A 16,305-nucleotide genomic window follows, 5' to 3' on the forward strand; every position below is an offset into this window, starting at 1 on the left:
CGGGCGCGCTCTCGCCCCCTTCATGCCCGATTCTCCGGGTTCGCGGTTTTCACGCCGCGCACGGGAGAGTGGGACGCGAGCCGTCGGGTAGTCGCGGGTGACCCCATCCGAGGAGATGAGCGTCATGGCGATCCAAGTCGACCGGGGAACGGCCCCGCACGTCCCGGACCGGAACCACGTAATGCGTCAGGGGGTGCACGACCAGATCCTGGGCCTGTTGATGCTGGCCGTCTCGGTCGTGGTGCTGCTCTTCCCGATGGCCACGCACGACGGCCCCAAGGACGCCCAGGTGAACGAGTTGGTGGTGGGGCTCGTGGTCGCCTTCGCCGCGGGTGCGCGCCTGTACCGCGGCGGAGGCGTGTGGTCCGACGCGGTGGTGGGGCTCGCGGGCGCGTGGCTGATCGCCTCGCCGTTCGTGCTGGACGCCCAGGACACCGCCGTCCACACGGCGGACCGCATGCTCTGCATCGTGGCCGGTAGCGTCCTGGTCGTCCTGAGCCTGCTGTCCGCGGCGGTCTGGTGGTCGGACCGCGGGAGCCGGAAGGGGTCAGCCGGCGCTTCTCACCACGAGTGACAGCACGGCCGTCGCCGCGCCGGCCGCGCCCAGCGCGAGGGCGAACAGCCGGCGGCGGAGCCGCTCGTAGCGGTTGTCGTACTCCCGGCGGAGTTCGCCCGCACGCGCCACGGCGTCCCGGAGCATGCGGCGCCGTACGGCGAGGTGTTCCCGCGCGAACTCCCGGGCGACCTCCGACCGCTCCCGGGGACCCAGCCACGGAAACCGGTCGGCGAAGGCGGCACCGGCCTCCGTGGCCTCGGCCCCGACCTTTCGCGCCAGCAGGTATCCCTCCAGCCGGGCGATGCCCGCGGCCGCCTCCGCCGTCAGGGCGCGCGGCCTCTCGCGGTCGTCCGCGACCGCCCCGCGAGCGCCGTCGCCGGCCCGGCTCGCGGGGGCCTGCGGCTCCCCGGGTTCGCGCGCGGTCATGCGTTCCGGCCCGCGTCGGGGCCGTCGTGGGTGGCGGCGCCGGAGTCGTCGATCACGTCCCGCTTGCCCCCCTTGCCCTGGTCGAGGGCCGCGACCTCGGGATAGTTGAGGTCGAAGGCGGGGGACTCGGAGCGGATGCGCGGGATGGTGACGAAGTTGTGCCGGGGCGGCGGGCAGGAGGTGGCCCACTCCAGGGAGCGTCCGAAGCCCCACGGGTCGTCGACGGCGACGCGGGGAGCGGTCTTGGCGGTCTTCCAGACGTTGTAGAAGAACGGCAGGGTGGACGCCCCCAGCAGGAACGCGCCGATGGAGGAGATCGTGTTCAGGGCGGTGAAGCCGTCGGCCGACAGGTAGTCGGCGTAGCGCCGGGGCATGCCTTCGGCACCCAGCCAGTGCTGGACGAGGAACGTGCCGTGGAAACCGACGAAGAGGGTCCAGAAGTGGACCTTGCCCAGGCGTTCGTCGAGCATCGTGCCGGTCATCTTGGGCCACCAGAAGTAGAACCCGGCGAACATCGCGAAGACGACCGTGCCGAAGACGACGTAGTGGAAGTGGGCGACGACGAAGTAGCTGTCCGTGACGTGGAAGTCCATCGGCGGCGAGGCGAGGATGATCCCGGTCAGGCCGCCGAGCAGGAAGGTGACGAGGAAGCCGATCGACCAGAGCATGGGGGTCTCGAAGGAGAGCGACCCCTTCCACATCGTGCCGATCCAGTTGAAGAACTTCACTCCGGTCGGGACGGCGATCAGGAAGGTCATGAAGGAGAAGAACGGCAGCAGGACCGCTCCGGTGGCGAACATGTGGTGGGCCCACACCGTCACCGAGAGGCCCGCGATGGCGATGGTCGCGGCGACCAGGCCGATGTAGCCGAAGAGCGGCTTGCGGGAGAAGACCGGCAGGATCTCGCTGACGATGCCGAAGAACGGCAGCGCGATGATGTAGACCTCCGGGTGCCCGAAGAACCAGAAGAGGTGCTGCCACAGCAGCGCCCCTCCGTTGGCCGGATCGTAGATGTGCGCCCCGAACTTCCGGTCGGCCTCCAGGGCGAACAGGGCCGCGGCGAGGACGGGGAAGGCGAGCAGGACGAGCACCGAGGTCAGCAGCACGTTCCAGGTGAAGATCGGCATCCGGAACATCGTCATCCCCGGCGCGCGCATGCAGATGATCGTGGTGATGAAGTTGACCGCGCCCAGGATCGTGCCGAACCCTCCGAGCGCGAGGCCCATGATCCACATGTCACCGCCGACGTACGGCGTGCGCTCCCCGCCGCTCAGGGGCGTGTAGGCGGTCCAGCCGAAGTCGGCCGTGCCCTGGGGGGTGAAGATCCCCGCGAAGGCGATCAGGCCGCCGAAGAGGAAGAGCCAGTACGACAGCATGTTCAGCCGGGGGAAGGCGACATCGGGCGAGCCGATCTGCAGGGGCATGATCGCGTTGGCGAAACCGGCGAACGTGGGGGTGGCGAACAGCAGCAGCATCACCGTCCCGTGCAGGGTGAACACCTGGTTGTACTGCTCGGGCGAGACGATCTGCAGGCCCGGCCGCGCCAGCTCCGCCCGGAGCACGAGCGCCAGCAGGCCCCCCAGCAGGAAGAAGACGAACGACGTGATCAGGTAGAGGTGCCCGATCTTCTTGTGGTCGGTCGTGGTCAGCCAGTCCACGACGACCCTTCCGGGTCCTCTCCCCTTCACGGGCACGAGGGTGGGCGGCTCCGTGGTGACGGCCATGGGAACTCCTGCGGGGGGCTCGGGGAAAGCGCGCGGGCAGGGCGACCGTAGATCAACTTTTCCACCAGAACGAAAAAATACGGGCACTCGACCCAAAGTGATTCATCACCCGGATCGTGACCTGCGCTTTCGCGTCGAGGCGGACGAGAAACACCCGTACGGCGGGCGCACACGACGACTCGCCGCGCCCTCGGCGCACCCCGCCGGGACGACACCAGTCGACGAGACGAGAAGAATGACCCATTTGGGAGGTTTATTCCATCCTTATGGGTAAGTGCAGGACAGGCACCGTCCTTCTGGAGGTCGTCATGGCGTCGACCCATCGCGCCCCCGTCGAAGAGCACCCCGACCTGATGGAACTGCGCGCCCGGCACGACCGCGCCGCCGCGACCCCGCGGGCCCAGACGATCGAGGCCCTGGCCCTCGTCACCGGTCTCTACCTCGCCGCGTCCCCGTGGATAGCCGGCTTCAACGGCTTCACCACCCTCGCCGTCACCAACCTCATCGCCGGCATCGCCTACATGCTGCTCCTCGGCGGCCTCGGCAACTCCTACGAACGCACCCACTCCATGGCATGGGCCGCCGCCGCCATCGGCATCTGGACCTGTGTCGCCCCCTGGGTGGTCGCCGGGGACGTCGCCCGCACCCGCTCCATCACCAGCAACCTCGTCACCGGCGCCGTCACCGCCCTCCTCGCCCTCGCCGCCGCCTCCGCGGCCCGGGACCACGCCGGCGACTCGGGCGCGCGCGGGCGCCGCGGGATGCCCGGAGACCGCTGACACCGACGACGGGCGGACGCGATCACGGCGCCGGACCCACCGGCCCGGACGCGAGCGTCCCACGGCTCCGAGACGCCCCGGACCGCACGGTTTCCGTCGTGCGGTCCGGGGCACACGCGCGGACGGGGTACCCCCGTTCGGAGTAACCGGAGCAAGGAGACGGCTGATGCTGATGGCCCACCCGATGGTGCTGGAGAACCTCGTCGAGCAGTACGCGACGCTGCGGACCCTGTACGCCGAGAACGGTTCGGCCGAGGTGCGCCGACAGCTCGAGGACGTCACCTACACCCTGTGCGTGTCCACCGGCACCCGCGACATCGACGCCGCCCTGGCCGCCTCCCGCCGCCAGCTGGCCCGCGCCCGTTCCGAGATCGACTTCGCGCTCGTCGGCTGACCGCGACGACCGCGCCGCGCCGCGGACGCCGCTCCCCCGACGACAGGGGCGGCTGCCGACCTCACGGGTCGGCAGCCGCCCCTGTTCCGTGCGGCGACGCGGTCCTCAGCGTCCCGCCTGTCCTCCGCCGGAGGTGTGCTTCATGTCGTCGGCGGCGTCGCGGCCGACCTGACGCAGTTCCTGGGCGGTCTCCCGACCCGCGTCCCGCGCGTGCTCCTTGGTCGTGCCGACGGCCTCCTGGGCCGTGCTCTTCACCGACTCGACGGCGTCCGCGGCGGGGCCGCGCAGCTCCTCCCGGACCTCCTGGGCCGCGTCCACGGCCGTCCGCTTCACCGGTTCCAGCAGTTCGTCGGAGTGCTCCTTGAGCTGCTGCCCCAGGCGTTCCTCCGCCTCGGTGGTCGGCAGGAGGGCCGAGGCGAGCATGCCCGCGCCGAAGGCGATCAGGCCGGCGGCCAGCGGGCTTCCCTGGGTCTGCCGGCGCACCTGGGCCGGAGCCTGCTGGACCGCTTCGCTCACGTTGCCGCCCGCCTCCCGCGCCGTGTCCGCGACGCTGCTCGCCGCCCGGTTCAGGCCCTCGGACGCCCCGTGCGCCGAGTCGTGTGCGCTGCCCATGACGCGATCCTTCACTCCGCTCACCTGGTTCCGTATCGAATCGGCCTTGCGACGTGCGACCCTGCCCGGGGTGATCCGGTCCGCCAGGCGGTCGACGTTGCGGGCCAGATGGGCCCGCCGTTCCTCCACGTCGTTCCTCAGCTCGTCGGGTGTCGTGCCCACTCGGCGTCCTCCTTCAGGGTCTCCACGGTCTGTTCCGGCTTGAGGTTGACGGTGCGCAGGCGCTTGCGTCCGGCGGAGTAGAGCACGCCGCCCACGACCGCCCACAGAACGGTGATGATCAGTGCGGCCCAGGCCAGGTTCATCACGTTACCCAGGGCGAAGACGACGGTCAGGCTGCCGAGCAGCGCCACGACGTGGGCCGCGTAGCCCGCTCCGCCGAGCATGCCCGCCGCCTTGCCCGCCTTGACGGACTCCTGCTTGACCTCGGCCTTCGCCAGCTCGATCTCGTCCCGGACGAGGCGGGACAAGTCCTGACCGATCTCGCTGACCAGATCGCCGATCGACGGTTCGGGGGCCTCACCCGGCGACACGGCCGCCGAGGTGGGGCGCTCCTGGAAGGAGAGCGCCATGGTCAGATCCCCCCTGTCGGACGCGAGGGGCCGCCGTACGTCTGCCCGCCGCCCGCGGGCGGGTGGTTCGGCGGGGCCGGCGTGACGTGCGGGGGCTGGGACTGGCCGTAGGTGTCGAGCGGGTCCTCGTACGTGCCCGGCGCGGTGCGCGGCAGGGGGTCGGGGGCCGTGAGGGGCCGCTCCGTACCGTACGTTCCGGCGCGCGGTTCCGGAGAGCGGGTCTCCCCGCCCGTGCCGCCGGAGGACGCCGCGCCGATGCTCTTGCCCGCACGGGCCACCACGAAGCCGGCCAGCGCCGCGCCGGCGAGGAAGACGCCCGGACGCCGGCGGGCGAAGCTCTGCAGGTCGCTCACCAGGCCGTCGGGGCCGCGCTTCTCCATGTGGGAGGCCACCTGGTGGCCTCCGTCGGCGGCCCGGCGGGCCAGGTCGGCCATCGTGGAGTCGGGCTTGCCGTTGTCGCCCAGTTCGCGCAGCTCTTGCGACAGGCGCCGTACGTTCTCCGCGAGGCGCTGGGTCTGGGTCTCGGCCTGGCCCTGCAGCTGGGCGCGCAGTTCGCCCGCCAAGTCCTTGGCCTGGGCCGCGGCTTCGCCGACGACGTTGCCGGCCTGCTCCTTCGCCGTGCCGCCCACCTCCGCGGCCTTCCCGCCCACCAGCGAAGCGCCGTCTCCCGCCTTGTCCTGGGCGGTCCGCGCTACTTCCGCCGCCCTGCTCTCGTGCTGCCGGTCCGAGTCCTGGAAGTCACTCAAGGCTCCTCCTGAGTGCTGGAAGGGGTTCTGTCTGCTTGCTGAATCCCGCATCTGCCCCCTTACGGTCCGCTCATACGCCCGAATGTCGAAGCAGTATCAGGACTTTTCAGCATTCGGTGCGCTCCCGCCCCGGTCAGGGGCGCGGGTTCACGCGCTGCCACCGCGGGCGGGCGTCGGGGCCGCGGCGCCCGGCGACGGACGCGCAGCGCGGGCACACCCGCCGCACCCGGTCGGCGGCGCCGCCGGACTCGGGGAACGCGTCGGTCCAGGCGATGTGCGACAGCCGTGTCAGCCGTGAACGGTGCAAGGAGAGTCCGCAGACGGTCTGGTTCATGCCCTGTTCCCAGGCGTGGACCTCGCCGGCGGGCAGACGGCGCCCGTCCTCCTCGTCCGTCCAGCTGCCCGACGCGGCCACCGCGTAGCGCTTCTTGTCGGCCATGCCCGGCCCCTACCCCGGTCGGTGCGGCCCATGTGGCGGGGCGGGTCCCGTCCCCGGCTCCGGGCCCCGCCCCCGTACGTCCTCCCGCGGCCGGTGAACCGCGCCCCGGTGGGTAGTCGCGCCCTCGTGGCACCCGTACCGGGCCGCCGCGAAGCCGTACGAGCCACGCCGAGGAAGGGAACAGCGCCATGCAGGAGAGCACCCCGTCGCAGGCCGAGGGAGAGCGCCCCGAGGAGAGCCGTCCGGAGGGGACGGAGGGCCGGGACGCCGGGCCGGAGCGCACCACGCCCTCGCAGGCCGAGGGAGAGCGGGAGCCGGACGACGACGAGAACTCCTAGCGGTGGTGTCCGGACACCGGGGCGACCCCTCGCGGTCCGTCGCACCGAAGGAGGATCATGAACCGTTTCACCACCTTGTGGAAGGTCATAGGGGATTCATGACATACGACCCGGTTTTCGGTGACCGCACCGCTGTGGGCGGGACCGTGCGGCGACTGCTGAAGCGCGCCCTGCCCTCGGCCGCGGGCCCCGGCAGGGCCCTTCGGGCCATGGACCGCCTGGAGCGCTCCACCGCCCTCGACGGCCCGGCCGAACGGCTCGGCAGCGTGGTCAGGGCGCTTCCCCTGGGTCGCGGGAGGGACGTGCTGCACGGACGCCGGCTGGGCCACCCCGCCCATCCGCTGATGGTCCAGGTGCCGATCGGGGCCTGGTTCTCGGCGGCGGTGCTCGACGCGTTGCCGGGGCAGCGGCGGGCGGCGGGCGTGCTCATCGGCGTGGGACTGGCGGCGGCGGCCCCCGCGGCCGTGGCGGGCTGGGTCGACTGGGCCGAGCTGCGACGCCGGCAGATGCGGGTCGGGCTGGTGCACGCGGCGGCGAACATCGCGGGAGTGGGCCTCTACACGGCCTCCCTGGCCGCGCGGGCACGAGGCCGCGCCCTCCGGGGCAAGGCCCTGGGGTTCGCGGGGCTGACCGCCGTCGGCGTCGGCGGTGCGATCGGCGGCCACCTGGCCTACCGGCAGGGCTCCGGCGTCAACCGCGCCGCGTCGGTGCCGGACCTTGTCGAGCCCGGGTGGCACGGGATCGGACAGGTCGCCGACCTCCCCCTCGGGCGGCCGGTCCGGCGGCACGTCGGCGACGTGGCCGTCCTGGTCGTGCGCGAGGAGGCGGACCGCGTACACGTCATGGCGGACTCGTGCAGCCACGCGGCCGGCCCCCTGTCCCGGGGGACGGTCGAGGACGGCTGCGTGCGCTGCCCCTGGCACGGCAGCGTCTTCCGCCTGGAGGACGGCTGGAACGTGCGCGGCCCGGCCACCGCACCCCAGCCCGTCTTCGACACCCGCGTCACCGACGGCCGCCTCGAAGTGAGGCTGCGCGCCCCGGAGACGGCTCCCTCCCCCGACCGCGCGTGACGTCCCGCGGCCCGGCGGAAACCGTCGCCGCCGGCCCGTCGCACACAGGAAAGGCAGTTGCGTGCACCAGCTCAAGGAAGTGTTCCGGGGCCTGGGCCGGGCCTACTCGCCTCAGGAGGACCGCCGGCTCGGCGGGCACCTGGGGGCCGTCGTCGCGTTCGGCGCCTACACGGCCGCCTGGGGCGCCGCGGTCCGCAGGCACGGGACGAAGCCGCCCGACCGCCACGACCCGTGGGACCTCCCGCTGACGGCGGCGGCCGTGTTCCGGCTGAGCCGCCTGCTCGCCAAGGGGTCCGTCACCAGTCCCCTCCGGGCGCCCTTCACGCGTGACGAGTCGGCGACCGGTCCCGCGGAAGTGAGCGAGAGCCCTCGCGGGGGGCCCGTCAGGTCCACGGTGGGCGAGCTGATCACCTGCCCGTTCTGCCTGAGCGTCTGGCTGACGGCCACCTTCACCGGCGCCCGCCTGCTGTGGCCGCGCGCCACATGGACCGTGACCGGCGGCCTCAGCGCCCTGGCGCTCGCCGACGCCCTGCAGCTCGGATACGACTGCCTGTTGCAGAAGAACGCCGAGTGAGACGGGCCCCGCGCGGGCCCGTCAGGAAGGCGGCGCCGCGTGCCGTCCCGCCCGTGATCCCGCGTACGCGGCGAGACGCAGCGACCGGAGGCGGTCGACGGGGCGGAAACCGGGCAGGAAGTTGAGGTAGGGGTCGAACGCGCCGCCGTCCGGAGGGGTCGGGGGCGCCTCCCCGTGCAGGGTGAGCCGGGCCAGGGGCCGCCAGGCGGCGCCCGCTCCGTCCGCCCCGAAGCAGAGCCGGAACACCACGGGCCGCCCGGCGACGGCGGCCCCCACCGTCGCCGGGTCGGCGGGGATCCGGGGAGATCCGGGTGCCGGGAACGCGGCCACCACCCCCCGCCGTCCGCCGACGACGTACGACAGGAGGCTGGAGTACGGACCGGCCGTGGCGGACGTGCGGGGAAGCGGTACGTGGCGGGTCCACCGGCCCCGGCCGCCGGTCGTGAGGAGCAGGTCCAGGGGGCGGCCCGGCCCGTCGGCGTCCTCCACCCGCAGCGCGAGGCCCAGTCCGTCCGGCAGCGGGTGCGGCAGTCCGGCGCCCCGGGACCAACGGGCCGTCACCCCGTGGGAGCCGGGCGCGTCGAGCCACGGCACGCCCCAGGGGTCCCCGTGTCCGGACACGGCGAGGCGTCCCGCGAGGACCGTCCCGCGGGGGTGCAGGGCCGGCCGGTCCCCGCGACGGCGGGCGGCGGTCCGTGCCGTACGGAAGGCGATCTGGTCGAGGAGGTCCATGGTGCTGTCCGTTCCTGGTGCCGACTGCGGTGCGGGCGGGCCCGCCCGGTACTCCCGTCGTCTGCCCGGGATCGCGCCGATCGACCGGACCGCTTCCCGGCGGGCCGGGGACGGCTTCGACGCGGACGGCGGACGGACGAGCGACCGCGCCGGCACCGCGCCCGGCGGTACTCCGTCGCTCAGGTCTTGCGGGCCAGCAGGTGGACCGCCTGGAACTGCCGCCGGTCGGTGGGTTCCGGCTCGCGGATCGTCCGGGCCGTCTCGGCGAGTCCGCACGCGCGCAGCAGCGCGGCGAGGTGGTCGGGCCACCACCGGTAGGCCGGTGCTACCGCGTGGTCGAAGACCTGCGTCGGGTGCGCCGGGCCCCCGCTCGCCGAGAAGGCGATCAGGAGGTGGCCGCCGGGGGCCAGTACGCGGTGGAACTCCGCCAGGACGGCAGGGAGTTCGTCCGGCGGGAGGTGGATGACGGACCAGCGCGAGAGGACGCCGTCCAGCGTGCCGTCGGCGATGTCGAGGGCGTCCATCGAGCCCACGTCGAACCGCAGGCGCGGGTGGGCGCGCCGGGCCAGCCCGATCATGGCGGGAGAGGCGTCGACGCCGAACGCCGACAGGCCCAGGCCGTCCAGGTGGGCGGTGACGTGGCCGGGCCCGCAGCCCAGGTCCGCGACCCGGCCGCCCCCGGCCGCGCGTACGACCTCGGCGAAGACGCCCAGCACCGCGCGGTCCAGGGGGCTGTCCCGCAGGCTGTCGCGGAACATCTCCTCGTAGGTGGCGGCGACGGCGTCGTAGGCCTCGCGGACGGTACCGGGAGCAGCGTGTTCGACCATGTCCGCGACAGTACTCCCGGGCGGGGCGGTGGAGCACGAGGGCCTTCCGGACCTGCGCGGGCGTCCGTCCGCCGTGCCGGGCCGGAAGGCCCTCGTCCGTCGTCGCGTCTCAGAGGGCGCCGACGATGTCCTCGACCCGGGCCTTCGCGTCGCCGAAGAGCATCGAGGTGTTCTCCTTGAAGAAGAGCGGGTTCTGCACGCCCGCGTACCCGGAGGCCATCGAGCGCTTGAACACGATGACCTTGCCGGCCTCCCAGACGGTGAGGACCGGCATGCCCGCGATCGGGCTGCTGGGGTCCTCGGCCCCGGCCGGGTTGACCGTGTCGTTGGCGCCGATCACCAGGACGACGTCGGTCGTGGCGAAGTCCTCGTTGATCTCGTCCATTTCGAGGACGATGTCGTACGGCACCTTGGCCTCGGCGAGGAGCACGTTCATGTGGCCGGGCAGCCGGCCGGCGACCGGGTGGATGCCGAACCGCACGTCGACGCCCTTGGCGCGCAGCTTCGAGGTGAGTTCCGCGACCGGGTACTGGGCCTGGGCGACGGCCATGCCGTACCCGGGCGTGATGACCACGGAGCGGGCCGAGCCGAGCAGTTCGGCGGCGCTCTCGGCGGTGATCTCGGTGTGCTCGCCGTAGTCGACGTCCGAGCCCGAGGGCGCTTCGATGCCGAAGCCGCCGGCGATGACCGAGAAGAAGGAGCGGTTCATCGCCTTGCACATGATGTACGACAGGTAGGCGCCGGACGAGCCGACGAGCGCGCCGGTGATGATGAGCAGGTCGTTGCCGAGCAGGAAGCCGGAGGCGGCCGCGGCCCAGCCGGAGTAGCTGTTGAGCATCGAGACCACGACCGGCATGTCGCCGCCGCCGATGGAGGCCACCAGGTGCCAGCCGAGGGCGAGGGCCAGGACCGTCACGGCGATGAGGAGCCACAGCTCCGGCGTGACGACGAACCACACCGTCAGGGCGACGAACAGGGCGAGCGAGCCGAGGTTCAGGGCGTTCTTGCCGGGCAGCACCAGCGGCTTGGAGTCCATCTTCGCGGCGAGCTTCAGGTACGCCACGATCGAGCCGGTGAAGGTCACCGCACCGATGAACAGGCCGATGAACACCTCGGCGTGGTGGATGCCCAGGGTGCCGAGGGCGTCCAGGGCCTTCGCCTCGTGGCCGTCCGGGTCGTGCTCGACGTTCAGGAAGCCGTTCCAGCTGACCAGGACGGCGGCCAGGCCGACGAAGGAGTGCAGCAGCGCGATGAGTTCGGGCATGCCGGTCATCTCGACGCCGCGGGCCCGCTGGAGTCCGATCAGCGCGCCGACCAGCATCGCGACGCCCATCAGCCCGAGGCCGGCGGTGCTGACGTCGCCGTCCACCGCGAGCACGACGGTCGCGACGAGCGCGACGCCCATGCCGAGCATGCCGAAGGCGTTGCCGAGGCGCGCGGTCTCGTGCTTGGAGAGTCCTGCCAGCGCGAGGATGAACAGCAGCGCGGCAACGAGGTAGGCCGCCTGGGCGGCAATGGTCGCAGACATGTCAGCTCCGGTTGAACATGGCGAGCATGCGACGCGTCACCGCGAAGCCGCCGAAGACGTTGATACTGGCCAGGAGGATCGCCACGGACGACAGCACCGTGACCGCCGTGCTGGTGTGGCCGATCTGCAGGAGCGCGCCGACGACGATGATCCCGGAGATCGCGTTCGTCACCGACATCAGCGGGGTGTGCAGCGCGTGGTGGACGTGGCCGATGACGTAGTAGCCGATCACGATCGCGAGGACGAAGACCGTCACGTGGGGCAGCAGCGCCGCCGGGGCGAACGCGGCGAGGAGGAAGAGCGCCAGGGCGCCGAGGGCCACGCCGCCGAACCTCTGCCCCGCCGTCATCGGCGCCTTCTTCGGCGCGGGCGCGGGGGCCGCCGCGGCGGGCGCGGGGGCCGGGGCCGCCGAGACCTGGACCGGCGGGGGCGGCCAGGCCGTCTCCCCCTCGCGTACGACGGTGATCGAGCGCTGGACCGGGTCCTCCCAGTCGAGGACGAGCCGGGCGTCCTTGCCCGGGGTCATCAGCTTCAGCAGGTTCACCAGGTTGGTGCCGTACAACTGCGAGGCCTGCGCGGGGAGCCGGCCCGCGAGATCGGTGTAGCCGATGATCGTCACGCCGTTCTCCGTGACGGTCTTCCCGCCCTTCACCGTGCCCTCGACGTTGCCGCCGTTGGCGGCCGCCATGTCGACGATCACCGAGCCCGGCTTCATGCTCGCCACCATCTCGGCGGTGATCAGCCTCGGCGCGGGGCGGCCGGGGATCAGGGCGGTGGTGATGACGATGTCGGCCTCGCGGCACTGGGCCGCGTAGAGCTCGGCCTCGCGCGCCTTGTAGTCGTCGCCCATCTCCTTGGCGTAGCCGGTCTTGGAGACCTCGGCCTCGGGGGACTCGATCGACAGGTATTCGCCGCCCAGCGAGCGGACCTGGTCGGCCACCTCCGGCCGGGGGTCGGTGGCGCGGACGATCGCGCCGAGCGAGCCCGAGGCGCCGATCGCGGCCAGGCCGGCGACGCCGGCGCCCGCGACGAGCACCTTCGCGGGCGGCACCTTGCCCGCCGCCGTCACCTGGCCGGTGAAGAAGCGGCCGAACTCGTGCGCCGCCTCGATGACGGCCCGGTAGCCGGCGATGTTCGCCATCGAGGAGAGCACGTCCATCGACTGGGCCCGGCTGATGCGCGGCACGGCGTCCATCGAGAGCGCGGTGAAGGGACGGCGGCCCAGGTCCTCGACCATCGCCGGGTCGAAGGCCGGGGAGAACAGGGCGATCACGGTCGCCTCCGGCCGGACCCGGTCGAGCTGGGACGGGTCCGGGGCGTTGACCCCCAGCACTACGTCCGCCGCCACCGCGTCGCCGACGGTCGCGCCGGCGGCCTCGTAGGCGCCGTCGGTGAAACCGGCCGCCGCGCCCGCACCCGGGTCGACCACGACCTCGTACCCCAGTTTGCGGATCTGTTCGACTGTGGCCGGCGTGGCCGAAACGCGACTCTCACCTGCCCGCGCTTCCTTGAGGACTCCGACAATCACGAGTGTTCTCCGTTCGCTGCTCTGGCCGTCAACGGCGTGTTCCGACTCGATCAGAAGTGCGCTCGCGATGATCCGGAGCACGCCGCTCAGCTTGACGCCGGGACCTCTCCTTGAACAGCACTCGCCGGTGAGGCACACGCAACACTTGACGGACCGGGATCCGGTGCTTCACACGGTGCGGGGAATCCGGGACAGCCGGGCGCGCCGGGGTCTCAGTCGATGCGGGTTCCCGCGCCGCCGACGCGGACGCGCGGGTCGCCCGCGCGCAGCGTCACCGTGAGTTCGCCGGGGCGGCCCAGGTCCTCGCCCTGGTGCAGGGTGAGGACGGCGTCCTCGGGGACCAGGCCGAGAGTACGGAGGTACGCGCCGAAGGCTGCGGCCGCGGCACCGGTCGCCGGGTCCTCGACGACCCCGCCGACGGGGAACGGGTCGCGGACGTGGAAGACCGTGGCGGATTCCCGCCACACCAGCTGGACCGTGGTCAGGTCGAGGCGCCGCATCAGGGTTTCGAGGCGCGTGAAGTCGTACGCGAGGTCGGCGAGGCGGGCGCGCGTCGCCGCCGCGAGGACGAGGTGGCGGGCGCCGGCGTAGGCGATGCGGGGCGGGAAGGCGGGATCGAGGTCGGCGGCCGGCCAGTCGAGCGCGGCGAGGGCCTCCGCGAGGTCGGCGTCGGCGATCCCCTCGACGTGCGGCTCGACGCTGGTGAGCGTGGCCCGGAGCCCCCCGTCCTCCTCGGTCACCTCCACCGGCACGGTGCCGGCGCGCGTCGCGAACACCAGCTCCCCGGGGCCCGTCCGCTCGGCGAGCGCGACGGCGGTCGCGACGGTGGCGTGGCCGCAGAACGGCACCTCGGCCCTGGGGCTGAAGTAGCGGATGCCGTACGCCCGTCCCTCCTGGCCGCCGAGGCCCGCCGGCGGCGCGGTCAGGAACGCGGTCTCCGAGTATCCGAGGCCGGCCGCGATCGCCAGCATGTCGTCGTCGTCCAGGGCGGTGGCGTCCAGGACGACGCCGGCGGGGTTCCCGCCGGCGGGGGCGCTGGAGAAGGCGGTGTAGCGCAGCACCTCGGGCCGCGGGGCATCGGTCGTCATGGTGGTGGCAACGCGGGGCGGATTCGCGGCTATTCCGGGGCCCGGAACCGCGTTGCCCGCCGCCGGGCCCCGTGAGAGCATCGACGCCCCGGCGGGCCGTTGCCGTGTCCGTGGTCCGAGTGGTCCACCGGGATCTGCCGAGGGGGGCGGTCCGATGCGCACGACGGAGCTGACGGAGGCCTGCGTCGAGGACGCGGGCAACGTCCTGGTGGCGCCCACGGCGTTGTGGGACGACGACTCGGTCAGGGGTTTCCTCGGCTCCGTGATCACACCGGAGGACCTCGCCTCCGGCACGCCGGACCTCGCCCGGAAGACCGTCTACCTGTGCGGCGACGTGTCCGGCGTCAGCGCCCGCCGGCTCCTCCCGGCCGCCCGGGTCTTCGTCGTCCGGGAGCTGTCGCGCGGTTTCCGGGAGGGCGCCGACGCCCCCTGGACCCCCGTCGGAACCGGCCGGGTCCCCCTCCGGGTGCACGGCGCCGGCGTGTACTACCGCCGTTTCTTCGACCCCGGCGCCGGTCACTTCGGGAGGATCCGCGCGGAGCACGCGTTCCAGTCCCTGACGGAGTCCACCAAGCCCGGGACGGCCCACCGCAGCGGCATCTACCTGACGCCCGTCAGGCGGGACGGCGACGCGCTGCGCTTCCGTCTGCTGCGGTGCTACACGAACCTCTCGGGGCCGACCGAGGGCTTCGGTCCGACCGACACGGCCGTCGTGGACGACCTGAACCGCGAGGCCGCCGCCGTCTTCCGGAACCACGCGCCGCTCAACCACGTGCTGGCGCAGATCTATCACAACACCCGTGCCACGGCGGAGCGCAAGCAGTCCAAGGCCAGGATCTCGTCCCACGCCGACAAGACCAAGGACATGCCGGTCAACGGCATCATGGCCTTCTGCACCTTCTACGACCGGCTGGACGGGCTGGAGCCCCTGGCCGGGGACTCCTTCGACCGCGGTGTGAAGGGCGTCAGCGGGCTGACCCGGCTCCACTTCCGGCTCAAGGAACCGGCACGTGAGGAACCGGCAGGAGGGCACGGCGGGGGCGCGCTCCCGGAGCAGTTCGCCCTGACCCTCCACCCCGGCTCGGTGTTCTTCATGCCGCTGTCCACCAACCGCCTGTACACGCACGAGATCCGGCCCTCGGCGCTGGACGCCGCGCTGCTCCCGACCCGCCTGGGGTACGTGGTGCGCTGCTCGAAGACCGAAGCCGTCCACGAGGACGGCCGCACGTTCCTCGAACGGGACGGGCGACGGGTGGGGCTGGAACCGCCCACGCCGGAAGGAATGGAGGAGCTGCGCCGGCTGTACGCCGAGGAGAACAGGTCCTCGTCCTTCGTCGACTACGGCGACCGGTTCCCCTTCAGCATGAACACGGGAGACTACCTTGCCCCCCGTCCCTAGGTTCTCGGACGAGATCCTCTCGTACGCCCTGCCGACCGGGGAGAACCCCTTCGCGGAGCTGTCGGCGTCGGTCCGCCTGGAGGACGTGGGGAAGGGCCGGCGGGGCGCCGTGCTCGCCAGGACCGACGAGACGGGCGGTGTGCCCCTCGTCCGCACCACCACCCGGTACGGCGAACCGGCGCAGCGGTTCCGTGCGGTGCACGAGCGGCTGGCGCGGCGGATCCGGGAACGCGCGGGGCTCCCGGTGGGCTTCAACAACGCCCTGGTCGAGATCTACACGAACGCCTACACGACCATGGGCGGCCATTCCGACCAGGCCCTCGACCTGGCCGACGGGTCGTCCATCGCCGTCTTCTCCTGCTACCGGAGTCCCGAGGCGGTCCCGCCGAGGAAGCTGGTCTTCGCGTCGAAGGAGTCCGGTGACGAGAGGTTCGAGGTCCCCCTCGTCCACAACGGCGTCGTCGTGTTCTCCGTCGAAGCGAACCGGCGGCTCAGGCACAAGATCGTGCTGGACGCGCCCGGCCGGGCGGCGGACAACGAGTGGCTGGGCCTGACGTTCCGTACGTCGAAGACCCTCGTCCGGTTCCGCGACGGGCACGCGTACCTTCCGCAGGGCGCGCGCCTCACGCCGGCCGACGAGGAGCAGCGGAACGAGTTCTACCGGCTGCGGCGCCGCGAGAACAGGGAGACGGACTTCGCCTATCCCCCGCTGACGTACACCGTCAGCGAGAGCGACCTGATGCCACCCGTCTGACCCCGGGACCTCGCGAACGGCCCTGCCGCGTGCCGCCGGACGGCCCTGGGCACCGATGAGGGTCCGGGCCCGCTGTGGGAGCGTGCGCCGTACGGTCATCGTCCGCGGGCCGCCCAGGGCCTGTCCGCCGGGCAGGCCCTGGGCGGCATCGCTTTCCGGACGCGGCTTAGAGTCGGTGGACGGCGCGGGTCCTCGGTGTGACCGGGCTCACGCCACTTC

The 16,305-nt window shown here is 72.7% G+C and carries 19 protein-coding genes; 8 read left to right on the forward strand and 11 right to left on the reverse strand.

Annotation, left to right across the window (positions count from 1 at the left end; genetic code table 11):
* Nucleotides 1-181 precede the first annotated feature (181 nt).
* Nucleotides 182-574 carry an SPW repeat domain-containing protein gene (locus OO47_RS09020; protein WP_158708644.1) on the forward strand — a complete coding sequence of 131 codons (393 nt, stop codon included), beginning with the start codon at nucleotides 182-184 and terminating at the stop codon, nucleotides 572-574.
* Here the strand turns inward: OO47_RS09020 and OO47_RS09025 are convergent.
* Both OO47_RS09025 and ctaD read right to left on the reverse strand, forming a co-directional pair.
* Nucleotides 548-982 carry a hypothetical protein gene (locus OO47_RS09025; RefSeq protein WP_106969366.1) on the reverse strand — a complete coding sequence of 145 codons (435 nt, stop codon included), beginning with the start codon at nucleotides 980-982 and terminating at the stop codon, nucleotides 548-550. The two genes, OO47_RS09020 and OO47_RS09025, sit on opposite strands and share 27 nt — an antisense overlap.
* Nucleotides 979-2,706, reverse strand: a complete 1,728-nt coding sequence (gene ctaD, locus OO47_RS09030) for an aa3-type cytochrome oxidase subunit I (protein ID WP_030215298.1) — start codon at nucleotides 2,704-2,706, stop codon at nucleotides 979-981. Before ctaD ends, OO47_RS09025 begins: the two co-directional genes overlap by 4 nt.
* A 308-nt stretch (nucleotides 2,707-3,014) precedes the next feature.
* Here ctaD and OO47_RS09035 point away from each other — a divergent pair, with 308 nt between their 5' ends.
* Both OO47_RS09035 and OO47_RS09040 read left to right on the forward strand, forming a co-directional pair.
* Nucleotides 3,015-3,485, forward strand: a complete 471-nt coding sequence (locus OO47_RS09035; RefSeq protein WP_030215300.1) for an SPW repeat protein — start codon at nucleotides 3,015-3,017, stop codon at nucleotides 3,483-3,485.
* Between the two features lie 166 nt (nucleotides 3,486-3,651).
* Nucleotides 3,652-3,879 (forward strand): DUF5133 domain-containing protein, encoded by a 228-nt coding sequence (locus OO47_RS09040; protein ID WP_030215303.1) that lies wholly within the window; start codon nucleotides 3,652-3,654, stop codon nucleotides 3,877-3,879.
* Between the two features lie 105 nt (nucleotides 3,880-3,984).
* Here the strand turns inward: OO47_RS09040 and OO47_RS09045 are convergent, their stop codons facing one another.
* From OO47_RS09045 to OO47_RS09060, 4 genes are all read right to left on the reverse strand, one after another.
* Nucleotides 3,985-4,653, reverse strand: coding sequence for a DUF3618 domain-containing protein (locus tag OO47_RS09045; protein WP_030215306.1), 669 nt, complete (start codon nucleotides 4,651-4,653; stop codon nucleotides 3,985-3,987).
* Entirely contained in the window at nucleotides 4,629-5,063 is a 435-nt protein-coding gene (locus OO47_RS09050; protein WP_030215308.1) for a phage holin family protein, read from the reverse strand. Before OO47_RS09050 ends, OO47_RS09045 begins: the two co-directional genes overlap by 25 nt.
* A 2-nt stretch (nucleotides 5,064-5,065) precedes the next feature.
* The gene (locus OO47_RS09055) at nucleotides 5,066-5,809 is read right to left on the reverse strand and encodes a hypothetical protein (protein WP_051716106.1); all 744 of its coding nucleotides are present in this window, start codon (nucleotides 5,807-5,809) and stop codon (nucleotides 5,066-5,068) included.
* A gap of 133 nt (nucleotides 5,810-5,942) precedes the next feature.
* Nucleotides 5,943-6,248, reverse strand: coding sequence for a hypothetical protein (locus tag OO47_RS09060; RefSeq protein ID WP_030215315.1), 306 nt, complete (start codon nucleotides 6,246-6,248; stop codon nucleotides 5,943-5,945).
* A 188-nt stretch (nucleotides 6,249-6,436) separates the two neighbouring features.
* Here OO47_RS09060 and OO47_RS37210 point away from each other — a divergent pair, with 188 nt between their 5' ends.
* From OO47_RS37210 to OO47_RS09070, 3 genes are all read left to right on the forward strand, one after another.
* Nucleotides 6,437-6,586 (forward strand): hypothetical protein, encoded by a 150-nt coding sequence (locus OO47_RS37210; RefSeq protein WP_167345340.1) that lies wholly within the window; start codon nucleotides 6,437-6,439, stop codon nucleotides 6,584-6,586.
* A gap of 209 nt (nucleotides 6,587-6,795) precedes the next feature.
* Nucleotides 6,796-7,656, forward strand: coding sequence for a Rieske 2Fe-2S domain-containing protein (locus tag OO47_RS09065; protein ID WP_051716119.1), 861 nt, complete (start codon nucleotides 6,796-6,798; stop codon nucleotides 7,654-7,656).
* 61 nt (nucleotides 7,657-7,717) lie between these two features.
* The gene (locus OO47_RS09070) at nucleotides 7,718-8,230 is read left to right on the forward strand and encodes a DUF1360 domain-containing protein (protein ID WP_030215319.1); all 513 of its coding nucleotides are present in this window, start codon (nucleotides 7,718-7,720) and stop codon (nucleotides 8,228-8,230) included.
* Nucleotides 8,231-8,251: 21 nt separating this feature from the next.
* On the opposite strand, the gene OO47_RS09075 is transcribed toward OO47_RS09070, so the two are convergent.
* The 5 genes from OO47_RS09075 to OO47_RS09095 all read right to left on the reverse strand — a co-directional run bounded on the left by OO47_RS09075 (nucleotide 8,252) and on the right by OO47_RS09095 (nucleotide 13,933).
* Nucleotides 8,252-8,962, reverse strand: a complete 711-nt coding sequence (locus OO47_RS09075) for a hypothetical protein (RefSeq protein ID WP_030215323.1) — start codon at nucleotides 8,960-8,962, stop codon at nucleotides 8,252-8,254.
* A 179-nt stretch (nucleotides 8,963-9,141) separates the two neighbouring features.
* Nucleotides 9,142-9,789: a class I SAM-dependent methyltransferase gene (locus OO47_RS09080; RefSeq protein WP_030215325.1), complete on the reverse strand. Its 648-nt coding sequence runs from the start codon at nucleotides 9,787-9,789 to the stop codon at nucleotides 9,142-9,144.
* 109 nt (nucleotides 9,790-9,898) lie between these two features.
* Complete coding sequence (pntB, locus tag OO47_RS09085) at nucleotides 9,899-11,317, reverse strand: Re/Si-specific NAD(P)(+) transhydrogenase subunit beta (RefSeq protein ID WP_030215327.1); 1,419 nt, start codon at nucleotides 11,315-11,317, stop codon at nucleotides 9,899-9,901.
* A gap of 1 nt (nucleotide 11,318) precedes the next feature.
* Nucleotides 11,319-12,845, reverse strand: coding sequence for a Re/Si-specific NAD(P)(+) transhydrogenase subunit alpha (locus OO47_RS09090; protein ID WP_030215331.1), 1,527 nt, complete (start codon nucleotides 12,843-12,845; stop codon nucleotides 11,319-11,321).
* A gap of 212 nt (nucleotides 12,846-13,057) precedes the next feature.
* Complete coding sequence (locus OO47_RS09095; protein ID WP_030215333.1) at nucleotides 13,058-13,933, reverse strand: PhzF family phenazine biosynthesis isomerase; 876 nt, start codon at nucleotides 13,931-13,933, stop codon at nucleotides 13,058-13,060.
* Nucleotides 13,934-14,087: 154 nt separating this feature from the next.
* Here OO47_RS09095 and OO47_RS09100 point away from each other — a divergent pair, with 154 nt between their 5' ends.
* The gene (locus OO47_RS09100; protein WP_030215338.1) at nucleotides 14,088-15,332 is read left to right on the forward strand and encodes a hypothetical protein; all 1,245 of its coding nucleotides are present in this window, start codon (nucleotides 14,088-14,090) and stop codon (nucleotides 15,330-15,332) included.
* Nucleotides 15,316-16,086 (forward strand): alpha-ketoglutarate-dependent dioxygenase AlkB, encoded by a 771-nt coding sequence (locus OO47_RS09105; protein ID WP_030215341.1) that lies wholly within the window; start codon nucleotides 15,316-15,318, stop codon nucleotides 16,084-16,086. The genes OO47_RS09100 and OO47_RS09105 overlap by 17 nt, the downstream gene beginning before the upstream one ends.
* Nucleotides 16,087-16,305 lie beyond the last annotated feature (219 nt).

Origin of the sequence: Streptomyces bikiniensis, from assembly GCF_000716625.1 — a bacterium.
GTDB classification, from domain to species: domain Bacteria; phylum Actinomycetota; class Actinomycetes; order Streptomycetales; family Streptomycetaceae; genus Streptomyces; species Streptomyces bikiniensis.